At 69.9% G+C, this 10,816-nt stretch carries 12 protein-coding genes; 4 read left to right on the top strand and 8 right to left on the bottom strand.

Annotated elements, in window-relative coordinates; genetic code table 11:
• Positions 1-784: 784 nt before the first annotated feature.
• On the bottom strand, positions 785-1,864 hold the full coding sequence (locus tag ACIBST_RS10340; RefSeq protein WP_397170682.1) for a hypothetical protein: 1,080 nt from the start codon (positions 1,862-1,864) through the stop codon (positions 785-787).
• 54 nt (positions 1,865-1,918) lie between these two features.
• The gene (locus ACIBST_RS10335) at positions 1,919-2,680 is read right to left on the bottom strand and encodes a CAP domain-containing protein (protein ID WP_397170681.1); all 762 of its coding nucleotides are present in this window, start codon (positions 2,678-2,680) and stop codon (positions 1,919-1,921) included.
• 322 nt (positions 2,681-3,002) lie between these two features.
• Between ACIBST_RS10335 and rplM the strand changes: the two genes are divergently transcribed.
• The 3 genes from rplM to glmM are packed head-to-tail and all read left to right on the top strand — an operon-like array spanning position 3,003 to position 5,345.
• On the top strand, positions 3,003-3,446 hold the full coding sequence (gene rplM, locus ACIBST_RS10330; RefSeq protein WP_352328322.1) for a 50S ribosomal protein L13: 444 nt from the start codon (positions 3,003-3,005) through the stop codon (positions 3,444-3,446).
• 26 nt (positions 3,447-3,472) lie between these two features.
• Positions 3,473-3,994, top strand: a complete 522-nt coding sequence (gene rpsI, locus ACIBST_RS10325) for a 30S ribosomal protein S9 (protein WP_125644639.1) — start codon at positions 3,473-3,475, stop codon at positions 3,992-3,994.
• Between the two features lies 1 nt (position 3,995).
• Entirely contained in the window at positions 3,996-5,345 is a 1,350-nt protein-coding gene (gene glmM / locus ACIBST_RS10320) for a phosphoglucosamine mutase (protein ID WP_397170680.1), read from the top strand.
• A 43-nt stretch (positions 5,346-5,388) separates the two neighbouring features.
• On the opposite strand, the gene ACIBST_RS10315 is transcribed toward glmM, so the two are convergent.
• Genes ACIBST_RS10315 through ACIBST_RS10295 form a run of 5 tightly spaced genes read right to left on the bottom strand, consistent with a single transcriptional unit; the run spans position 5,389 to position 9,739 of the window.
• Positions 5,389-6,105 (bottom strand): ABC transporter permease subunit, encoded by a 717-nt coding sequence (locus tag ACIBST_RS10315; RefSeq protein WP_397170678.1) that lies wholly within the window; start codon positions 6,103-6,105, stop codon positions 5,389-5,391.
• Positions 6,106-7,020, bottom strand: coding sequence for an ABC transporter ATP-binding protein (locus ACIBST_RS10310; RefSeq protein ID WP_397170677.1), 915 nt, complete (start codon positions 7,018-7,020; stop codon positions 6,106-6,108). It lies immediately after the preceding gene.
• Complete coding sequence (locus ACIBST_RS10305; protein WP_397170676.1) at positions 7,017-7,871, bottom strand: ABC transporter permease; 855 nt, start codon at positions 7,869-7,871, stop codon at positions 7,017-7,019. The genes ACIBST_RS10310 and ACIBST_RS10305 overlap by 4 nt, the downstream gene beginning before the upstream one ends.
• Positions 7,864-8,772 (bottom strand): ABC transporter ATP-binding protein, encoded by a 909-nt coding sequence (locus ACIBST_RS10300; protein ID WP_397170674.1) that lies wholly within the window; start codon positions 8,770-8,772, stop codon positions 7,864-7,866. Before ACIBST_RS10300 ends, ACIBST_RS10305 begins: the two co-directional genes overlap by 8 nt.
• A 40-nt stretch (positions 8,773-8,812) precedes the next feature.
• Positions 8,813-9,739: a DUF389 domain-containing protein gene (locus ACIBST_RS10295; protein ID WP_397170673.1), complete on the bottom strand. Its 927-nt coding sequence runs from the start codon at positions 9,737-9,739 to the stop codon at positions 8,813-8,815.
• Positions 9,740-9,802: 63 nt separating this feature from the next.
• Here ACIBST_RS10295 and ACIBST_RS10290 point away from each other — a divergent pair, with 63 nt between their 5' ends.
• Positions 9,803-9,937, top strand: coding sequence for a hypothetical protein (locus ACIBST_RS10290; protein WP_352318657.1), 135 nt, complete (start codon positions 9,803-9,805; stop codon positions 9,935-9,937).
• Here the strand turns inward: ACIBST_RS10290 and coaA are convergent.
• Entirely contained in the window at positions 9,909-10,811 is a 903-nt protein-coding gene (coaA, locus tag ACIBST_RS10285; RefSeq protein WP_397170738.1) for a type I pantothenate kinase, read from the bottom strand. The two genes, ACIBST_RS10290 and coaA, sit on opposite strands and share 29 nt — an antisense overlap.
• Between the last annotated feature and the right edge of the window lie 5 nt (positions 10,812-10,816).

Genomic DNA, 10,816 nt, shown 5'->3' with positions numbered 1-10,816 from the left:
CGCGCGGGTCGGCCAAGGGCCGGTGTTTCCGCGGGGGGCCCGGGAGGTCGCGACGGTGTCTTCGCCGACTCTCGGGCCCTGGGAGGCGTCGCCCCCGGGAGGCGCGAAGGGGGCGCCGGTGGCGGGTACGGGCGCCCCGAAGGCGGTGGGAGGCCCAGGGACGGCGAAGGGACCGGAGGCTTCGGAGGAGCCGCCCGCACGGGGGCCGGAGGTCCCGGGAAGGCCACCGAGCCCAGAAGACGCGCCTGGCGCGCCGGGTCCGGAGGACACGCCTGCAGGCCGGGGCCCAGAGGAATCGCCTGGGGCACTGAGCCCAGAGGAGGCGCTTGGGGTGCCCGGTCCGGAGGACGTGGCTGGGGTGGCGAAGGGGGTGCTGATGGTGGGCGTGGAGGAGGGTGGGGGTGGGGGAGCGGTGGGGTCGGGGGAGTCGTCGGCGAACCAGTCGTAGGGGGCCGAGTCGTCGCCGGCCACCTCCCACGGCTGTACGCCGGCGGACGCCTCAGCCGGCTCCGGTGGAGTGCCACCTGGAACCCGCGTCTCGTCGCCGGTCGGCTCACCTGACGGAGAGAACGCCGACGGGACGCCGCTGCCGATGCGGCCGAAGCTCGGCGGTGGCATCGGTGATGCGGTCGTACGGTCGGCTTCCCTGCGATCGTGCTCGGACCCGGGTTCCTGGCCACGCATAGGGCGAGCCTAGCGAGAGTAGCGAGATCGTTATGTCGGTATGGGGGTTCCTCGCGGGATCCGCCGCCCTCTTTGGGGGGTTATCGGGTGGGATGCCGGTTCAGCTGAGCGCGCTGCCCGTCATCGAACGGTTGTCCAGAGCCTTGAAGACGGTCGCGTCGCTGAGGTCCTTGATGGCTTCGAGGATGCGCTTGGATTCCTTCTTGTCCGGCTTGCTGCCGTCCTTGTTCTGGAACCACACCATGATCGCGTAGTGGCCGTGCGTCGAGATCTTGGCGCCGCCGCTGCCCGAGCCGAGCATCTTGGTGACGCTGTCCTTGCCGGCCAGCGGCTTGACGTAGTTGCTCGCGTCGCCGACCTTGGCCACCTTGCTGGCGGTGCCGCTCGTCTTGAGGTTGGCCACGCCGATCGTGCCGATCACCTTGCCGGACTTGTCGCGGAAGCTGGCCCGGAGGAGCTGGGTGCACTTGCCCGACTTGAGCGCCTTCTGGAGCTTGTCGCCCAGCGCGCCGTCGGTGCACTTCTTGTCCTTGCTGGTGACCGTCATCTCGTACGCGCGTCCCGAGACGTTGATCTTCTTGGTCGAGCCGAAGATCTCCTTGACCGTGATCGGGTCGGGGTCGGTCTTGCGCTCGGCCGCGAAGCCGTACTTGCCGGGCGGGGCCGAGGGGAGCGGCGCGGAGGTCCTGGTGGGGGCGCCGGCCGCGGCGGTGCTGGGACCGTCCGCGTTCCACATCAGCGCCAGGCCGCCGCCGAGCAGGCCCAGCAGCAGGACGCCGCCGATCGCGAACCACAGCGGGGCGCGCGAGCGCTTGCCCTCGTCGTAGGGGCTCCAGCCGACCCGGCTCTGCTGCGGCTGCGGCGACTGCTCGGACTGACCCGCCTGCCCTGACTGCCCCGGTTGTCCTGGCTGTCCCGACTGCGCCGACTGCTCGGACTGCGACGAATAGGGCGGCTGACCGAACGCCCCCGACTGGCCGAACGATCCGGACTGGCCGAATGATCCGGACTGGCCGGGCTGCTCCGGCGGCAGGAACTGGCCGGTGCGGGCGGACGGCGGCGGCTGCGAAGGCCCGGGGAACGGAGACTGCGAAGACGGTGGCTGCGGGAACGGAGACTGCTGAGTGGTCTCGCTCTCGGCGGCGCGCTCCCTGCGCGAACGGCGGGGACCGCTGTCCATGCCACGTTCCTCATTGCCGTTGGAAACCATGCGGAGACATTACCGTGATGTGCGTCATTGAGTTCCGAAGTCCTGGGTCCACCATGGGCCGTCCGGTCCGGCGGCGACGCCGACGCCGATGGCCTTGAGGGTGCAGTCCAGGATGTTCCTGCGGTGGTCGCGGCTGTCCAGCCAGCCGCGGACGGCCTGCTCGGGCGTGCTGTAGCCGTTGCCGATGTTCTCGGCGGCGCCCCAGTGGTAGCCGGCGCGGTCCATGCGGTCCCAGGGGGAGGCGCCGTCGGGGGAGTTGTGGGCGAGCTGCCCGGTTCGGGCCATCTCCAGCGAGTGCTCGCGCGCCGAGCGTCCCAGCCTGCCGTCCACCCGCAGCGGCCCGCAGCCGTGCTCGGCGCGGGCGGCGTTGGTGAGCGTGACGACCTGGGCGGCCATGCCGGGGATCACCTTGGCCTGGTCGCCGCCGCCGGTGAACACCTGGGTCGGGTCGTCCGGGGCGTCGAAGCCGGCGATCTGCCCTTCGGGGGTCTTGGCGGGCCTGGGGGTGGACCTGCCGCGCGGCGTCCTGACCGTGCTGGCCTGCCGCGGGATGCGGTCCAGCTCGGGCTGGGCCTTCTGCCCGGCGGTGGGCGCGGGACGCGCGGTGGCCGCGGCCGGCGGAGCGGTCTCGTTGAGGTAGATGTGGGCGGTGGGCTCGACGTCGTCGGACAGCCGGCCGAGCAGCACGCCGGTGAACAGCGCGGCCATCAGGCAGGCCAGCACGCCCAGGCTGTTCCGGCGCCGCGCGCCCCGCTGGGTTTGCCGGGTGTGAGAGTTCCGCCACATACCGCAGCTAACGATAGAGATGTCGGGTACTGGGAAAGAAGGGATCCCAGGGAAACGAAATGGAACCGTTCTGCTGTCGGGTAGACTCGTGCAGGGTTACCGGTCTTTTGACCTGCGCGCCGATAGGCGGGTAACCTAATCGTTCGTTGTGTGCATAGGTCCAGCGTGACCGATGCGCGGCGCGTCCGGCGTCATCTCCCATCATCAAGCCCATCGGGCTCGGGAGACGGAAGGTCCGGGCTGCCGTGTGCCCGCACCGACCGACCCATGTAGCTGTCGCATCCGACAGCGCCGAAGACGCGAGCAAAAGAAGGCTACGACCGTGCGCACGTACTCACCGAAGCCCGCCGACGTCCAGCGTCAGTGGTACGTCATCGACGCGACCGATGTCGTGCTGGGCCGGCTGGCCAGCCACGTCGCGAACCTGCTCCGCGGCAAGCACAAGCCGATCTTCGCCAACCACGTCGACACCGGTGACTTCGTCATCGTCATCAACGCCGACAAGATTGCGCTGAGCGGTAACAAGCGTGAGCAGAAGAAGGCCTACCGTCACTCGGGCTACCCGGGCGGTCTGCGTTCCGTCACCTATGGCGAGCTCATGGACAAGCGGCCGGAGAAGGCCGTCGAGAAGGCCGTCAAGGGCATGCTGCCGAAGAACTCCCTCGGCCGGAAGATGGCCAAGAAGCTGAAGGTCTACGCGGGTTCCGACCACCCGCACCAGGCTCAGCAGCCGGTGCAGTTCCAGATCACCCAGATCGCCCAGTAGTAGTTCGAAAGAGTTAGAGGAGAACCGTGGCTGAGCCCACCGGTGTCGAGACGGTCGTCGAGACCGAGCTGGAGGAATTCTCCGGCGAGGACTTCCCGTCCGAGTACACCACCGAGTCCGCTGCCAGCGCTGACGCGCCCGTGCGCAAGCCCGTCACCACGGGTAACTCGTACGGCACCGGCCGCCGCAAGGAGGCGATCGCCCGCGTGCGCATCGTCCCCGGCACCGGCAAGTGGACGATCAACGGTCGTTCGCTGGACGTCTACTTCCCGAACAAGGTCCACCAGCAGATCGTCAACGAGCCCTTCGTGGTCCTCGGCGCCGAAGAGGCGTTCGACGTCATCGCGCGCATCGACGGCGGCGGCGTCACCGGCCAGGCCGGCGCGCTGCGCATGGGCCTGTCCCGCGCCCTGGCGATCCTGGACGTCGACGTCAACCGCCCGCCGCTGAAGAAGGCCGGCTTCCTCACCCGTGACGCCCGCGCCACGGAGCGGAAGAAGTACGGCCTCAAGAAGGCCCGCAAGGCTCCGCAGTACAGCAAGCGCTAAATTGGCGCGCCTTTTCGGCACCGACGGGGTACGTGGGGTCGCTGGTCGCGACCTCACGGCCGAGCTCGCCATGGACCTGTCCGTGGCGGCCGCCCATGTACTCGGTGATGCGGGCGCGTTCGCGGCCACGGGACGTCGTCCCGTGGCCGTCGTGGGCCGGGACCCGCGAGCCTCCGGGGAGTTCCTGGAGGCCGCAGTGGTCGCCGGCCTCGCGGCGTCCGGAGTGGATGTGCTGCGCCTCGGCGTGCTGCCCACCCCGGCCGTCGCCCATCTCACCGCCGCGCTCGGCGCCGACCTCGGCGTCATGCTGTCCGCCTCGCACAACGCGGCGCCGGACAACGGCATCAAGTTCCTGGCCAGGGGCGGCTTCAAGCTGTCCGACGCGGTCGAGGACGAGATCGAGCGCCGGCTCGGTGAGAGCTGGTCCTTCCCCGTCGGTTCGGGGGTCGGCCGCGTGCGCGACGCGTACGGCGAGGCCGACCGCTACATCTCGCACGTCCTGACCACGATGACCGCCGCGCTCGACGGCCTGCACGTCGTGGTCGACTGCGCGCACGGCGCCGCCCACATGGTCGCGCCCGAGGCGCTGGTGCGTGCGGGCGCCCGGGTCGAGGCCATCGGCGCCAGGCCCGACGGGCTCAACATCAACGCCGGGCACGGCTCCACCCACCTGGACAAGCTCCAGCAGGTGGTCGTGTCCAGGGGCGCCGATCTGGGCGTGGCCTACGACGGCGACGCCGACCGCTGCCTGGCGGTCGACCACACCGGCACGGTCGTCGACGGCGACCAGATCATGGCGGTGCTCGCCGCCGCCATGCACGGCGACGGCCTGCTGTCCAAGGACACCGTGGTCGCGACCGTCATGTCCAACCTGGGCTTCAAGCTGGCGATGCGCGAGACCGGCATCACCGTGATCGAGACGGCGGTCGGCGACCGTTACGTGCTCGAACGCATGAAGTCCGACGGGTTCAACCTGGGCGGCGAGCAGTCCGGTCACGTCATCCTGCTCGACCACGCCACCACGGGCGACGGCCTGCTCACCTCGCTCCACCTGCTGGGCGTTGTGGCCAAGTCGGGCGTCCCGCTGAAGGAGCTGGCCTCGGTGATGACCCCGCTGCCGCAGATCCTGATCAACGTCAAGGACGTCGACAAGGGCAAGGCGTCGGTGCCCGAGCTCATCGCCGCCGTGGCCGAGGCCGAGGCGGAGCTGGGCGAGACCGGCCGGGTGCTGATCCGGCCGAGCGGCACCGAGCCCATGATCCGGGTGATGGTGGAGGCCGCCTCCGAGGAGCACGCCAACCAGGTGGCGGGCCGCCTGGCCGACGTGGTCCGTACGGCCTGCGCCTCCTGACGCGCCTGAGCGGGTACGGCCGCGTGCCGTACCCGCCGTGCCGCTACTCGTCGCCGGTGAGGGCGAACACCCGCAGCCTGCGACCGGCCCAGAAGACCGCGCCCACGGTCACGATCACCAGCGCCGGCACGGCGAAGCCCATCGTGACGTCCGACCTCAGGAACGGCGAGTCGGAGAGCTGGTCGGCGATGGTGTTGGCCCACGCCTGGATCGAGAACTTGCGGGCCCCGGCCATGATGCCCGCCACCGTGACCTCCCAGACGAGGGCGTAGATGACGCCGATCGTGACCGCGTGCTTGGTCACGACCCCGAGGAGCAGGAACAGCGCGGCGTAGGCGACGCCGGCGACCAGGGCGCCGAGGGCGAAGCCGGTCGCGATGCCGTCCTCGCCGCCCACCAGGATCCAGGCCGCCACGTACGTCGGCAGAGCCCCGAACAGGGCCATGAGCGAGGCCGCCACCACGAACTTGGTCAGGGCGATCACGGGCCTGGAGATGGGCTTGGACATCAGGTGGATGACGGTGCCGTCGTCGATCTCCGGCGCGATGACGCCGGTGCCCGCGATGACCCCCAGCAGCGGCAGCATCGCCGCGATCGCGAACTTCTGCATCAGGTCCACGGCCAGCTTCTGGTCGGCGCCGGTCGCCACGCGCAGCAGCACGGCCAGGGCGATCAGGGCCAGCGGAAGCAGCAGGAGCAGGATGATGCGGCGACGCCCGAGCAGTGAGCGGTACGTGATGCCGGCGACCACGGTGTTCATTCAGGTGCTCCTGTTGATCAGGTAGGAGAAGACGCTCTCCAGGTCCTCGTCGGCGGGGGAGACCTGGTGCAGGCGCACGCCCTCGTCGCGGGCGACGCGGGGGAGCAGCCGGGCGAAGCGCCGCAACTCGGTCGCCTGCACCTCCAGGCCGTCCGGGCGGAGCGTGATGCCGCCGGCCGACTCGTCGCGGATCAGGGCCGCGGCGAGCTTGCGGTCGTCGCTGGAGCGGATGACGAACAGGTGGGGCCTGTCGGTCATCAGGCGCCTGATCTCGCGGAAGTTGCCCGAGGCGGCGTGCCGGCCCGACACCAGGACCTCGATGTGCTGGGCGACCCGCTCGACCTCCTCCAGGATGTGCGAGCTGAACAGGATCGTCTTGCCCGCCGTGCCCATGGCGCGGATGAGGTCCATCAGGTGGAGGCGCTGGCGCGGGTCCATGCCGTTGAACGGCTCGTCGAGCAGCAGCACGGCCGGGTCGTGGACGAGGGCGGCGGCCACCTTGACCCGCTGGCGCATGCCCTTGGAGTACGTCTCCACCCGGCGGTCCTTCGGCTCCTCCATCTCGACCGTGGCCAGGGCCTTGCGGGCGGCCTCGACGGGGTCGGGGAGGCCGTGGAGGCGGGCGGCGGACAGGACGAACTGCCAGCCGGTGAGGAAGCCGTACACGCCCTCACGTTCCGGGACCAGACCGATATTTCGATAGATGTGGTGGTTTTTCCAGACCTGGGTGCCGTCCAGCGTGACCGAGCCGCCGGACGGCGCCAGGAACCCGGCCATCATGTGCAGCAACGTCGACTTGCCCGCGCCGTTGGGGCCGAGCAGGCCGGTGACGCCGGGGCCGATCGTCATGGTCACGTCGTTGACCGCCACCACGTTGCCGTACCAGCGGGACACCTGGGAGAGCTCGATCTTCATCGCGAGGCCGCCTTCCTGTAGCGCAGCGCGAGAGCGGCCAGGCCGACGCCGATCAGCACCACCAGGATCGCCGCCGAGGCGGGACCGCTCGGGTACGCGCTGTCGGCGTGGGACGGGGTGCCGAACAGCCACGACTGCACGGAGTCGACCAGCCAGAACGGGTTCATCAACCACGCCCAGGGAGCCGACGACTCGTTCCCGGTGCTGAGCATCGTGCCGTAGAGCAGCGGCACCGACGCCGAGGACAGCAGGTAGACCGTCATCACCGAGGCCACCCCGAGCCCGCGCCGCGGCGTGAAGGAGGCGAGGGCCAGCCCGAACGCCGACAGCAGCAGCGCCAGCACCAGCGCCATGAGCAGCGCGCCGAGGAACTCGCCGGTGGCCGGCGGCCCCGGCAGGTCCACGACCAGCTCGCCGACCCACAGCAGCGTCAGCGGCCCGCCGATCAGCAGGAACAGCGCGGCGGTCATCGCGATCACCTTGGCGGCCACGTACTGGAAGACCGAGATCGGCCGCGACAGGTACAGGGGCAGCACGCGGTGGCGCAGGTCGGGGGCGACGACCGTGGGGGCCTGCGAGGCCAGGAAGATGGCCACCACGGCCTGCATGATCACCGCGAACCCGCTGTAGGGGATGAGCCGCTGCTTGGCCAGCGCCATGGACGCGATCGACACCACCATGGGCATCAGCATGATGACGACCAGCGCGAACGGCACGATCTTGCTGCGCGCCGGACGGCCGAGCCCGAAGACGCCGCGCAGGCTGTGGACGGTGAGCGCGCGGGTGGCGTACGCGCCGCCCATGCGGGGGCCGTCGTAGTGCCGGTAGCCGATGTCGTAGATCTCAGACATGGGCCGCCTCCTCCCTGAAGACGTCCTCGATGCGGTGGCGTCCCTGTTCGAGGCGGATCAGGCACAGGTCGAGGTCGACGGCGGCGTCGCGGACGGCGTCGTAGGTCTCGGGCCCGAGCACCTTGACCACCAGCAGGCGGCCCTGCTGGGAGACGGTCTGGCCGGTCTCGGTCAGGCGCCGGGCCAGCGGCTCAAGGCCGTCCTCGACCTCGACCGTGACCGTCTGGGTGGCCTGGGTGAACTCCGAGATCGCCGACGAGCGCAGCAGGCGGCCGCCGTCGATGACGATCACGTGGTCGCAGATGCGTTCCAGCTCGCCCAGCAGGTGGGAGGTGACCAGCACGCTGATGCCGAACTCGGTGCCGATGCGCCTGATCAGCGTCAGCATCTCGTCGCGGCCGCGCGGGTCGAGCCCGTTGGTCGGCTCGTCGAGGAAGACGAGCTTGGGGTCGTGCACGAGAGCCTGGGCCAGCTTGACCCGCTGCTTCATGCCGGTGGAGTAGCCGCCGATCGGGCGGTAACGCTCTTCGGCCAGGCCCACGTGGCGCAGCACGTCGGCGGCGCGCTCGCGGGCGGCCGTGCGCGGCAGCCCGGAGATCCTGGCGAGGTGGACGACCAGCTCGGTCGCGGAGACGTCGGGAGGGAGGCATTCGTGCTCGGGCATGTAGCCGACGAGCCGGCGGATCTCGGCGCCCTGCGCGGTGACGTCGAGGTCGAGCACCCGCGCGGCGCCCTGGCTGGGCGGCAGCAGGCCGAGCAGCATCTTGATCAGTGTCGACTTGCCCGCGCCGTTCGCCCCCACCAGCCCGGTGACGCCGGATCCCACGGTCACCGTGAGCCCGTCGACCGCGGTGACGGTGGGGAAGCGTTTGGTCAGCCCCTCGGTGGCGAGGATGTGCATGTGGCGGACCCTACCCGGCGCGGGGTGGGCCTGGCCTCGTTCACACGGATGAACGCTGTCCTACTTGAGGCCAGAATTTCCGCTGGACCACCAGCGTGGCGGTGCCCGAGATGACCATGCCGAGGATGTTCACCGCTAGCTGCGAGATCGACCCGGCGACCTCCGCCCAGTCGCCGAGCCCGAGCGCCACGGCGAGGTAGCCGGCCGCCGGGACCGTGGTGACCGAGATGAACACGCCGATCAGGGCCGAGGACTTGCCCGCCGTCACCGACAGGACGCCCGCCGCCCCCGCCAGCAGTGCCACGATGAACGACCACTTGTCCGGCTTGACGATGAACTGCACCTCCGCGTTCACCTTCAGGTTGCCGATGTCGATCCAGCCCAGCCAGTTGGAGACCAGCGCGCAGGCGAAGGTGATGGCGATGGCGACGGTGAAGCCGATGACCAGGGTCCGCAGAGCGGTGGTGATCAGGCGTCCGCGCCGGCCCAGCAGGCCGAAGCAGATCGCGGCGATCGCGCCGAACTCCGGGCCGAGCACCATCGCGCCGACGATCAGGATGGGCGAGTTCTGCAGCACGCCGATGCCCGCGAGCTGCGTCGCGATGGCCAGGAAGGCCAGGTAGGCCCAGGTGATGCGGGACTCGCTGGAGACCTTGTGTGCCAGCTCCTCCCACACCACCGCGTCGTCGGGGTCGCCGGGCGCCTCCTCGACCGCCGCCGTGGCGGCCCTGGACAGCGACAGGTCCACCTGCTCGATGGCGATCGAGCCGACGTCCTCCACCCACTTGAGCCGGCTGATCACCTCGTTGGCCGCCTCGCGGGCGGCGTCGCAGAGGACGACGTCGCCCGCCGGCTCGCGGGCCGCCCCGGGCAGCACGATGACGTTGGTGACGCCCGTGCACTCCTGCAGCAGCGCGACGGCCTCGTCGGTGCGCTCGGCGGGGATGATCAGTCGGAGATGCAGCACCCCGCCATTGTTGTCCATCGGACATTGACGTCGCGTTGACCGTCGTACGCGAGGCTGCCTCACATGACACGCTTCAGATGCCACGATCACGGTGAGGACTGCTGGTTCGCCGACATCGACGACCAGGAGTGCGCGGGCCGGTTCGCCGCCTACGTCTTCGACGAGGTGTTCAGGTCCGGCGAAGCCGTACCCGCCTGACCGCGTGGTCGGCGCCCTTCTGCAGGACGAGGTCGGCGCGTCCCCGGGTGGGGGCGATGTTCTCGACCAGGTTGCGCTCGTTGATGTCGCGCCAGACGTTGACCGCGAAGTCCGTGGCCTGCTCGTAGGTGAGCTCGGCGATGTACTTGAAGTAGGACTTCGGGTCCTCGAAGGCCGTGCGGCGCAGCTTGTGGAAGCGTTCGACGTACCAGGTGCGGATGTCCTCGACCTTGGCGTCCACGTAGATGGAGAAGTCGAAGTAGTCGTTGACGGCCAGGGACGTGGGCGGGGCGGGCTGGAGCACGTTCAGCCCCTCGATGATCAAGATGTCCGGATTTCTTACGACCTGGCGGGCGCCGGGGACGATGTCGTACTCCAGATGGCTGTAGACGGGCGCGTACACCTCGGGAGCGCCCGCCTTGACCTCCGCCACGAACCTGACCAGCGCGCGCCGGTCGTAGCTCTCCGGGAAGCCCTTGCGCTGCATGATGCCCTTGGCCTCCAGCACCGCGTTGGGGTAGAGGAAGCTGTCGGTGGTGATCAGCTCCACGTGCGGGTGCTCGGGCCAGCGGGCCAGCAGGGTGTGCAGCAACCGCGCCGTGGTCGACTTGCCGACCGCGACGCTGCCGGCGATGCCCAGGATGTACGGCACGCGCGTCCCCGCGTCGCCGAGGAAGGCGCTCAGCACGCTGCTGCGCTGCTTGGACCCGGTGAAGTGCAGGTTGAGCAGCCGGGTCAGGGGGAGGTAGATGTCGGTGACCTCGGTGAGGTCGATGGGGTCATCGACGCCGCGCAGGTCTTCCAGCTCGTCTGCGGTGAGAGTCAAGGGCGTGTTCTTGCGGAGCTCGCTCCACTGCTCCCTGCTCAGTTCCACGTAGC

The organism is Nonomuraea sp. NPDC049684, assembly GCF_044465345.1.
Taxonomy (GTDB): Bacteria; Actinomycetota; Actinomycetes; order Streptosporangiales; family Streptosporangiaceae; genus Nonomuraea.
Note: the sequence above shows the minus strand (reverse complement) of the source record. Positions and strands in the feature narration are given on the sequence as shown.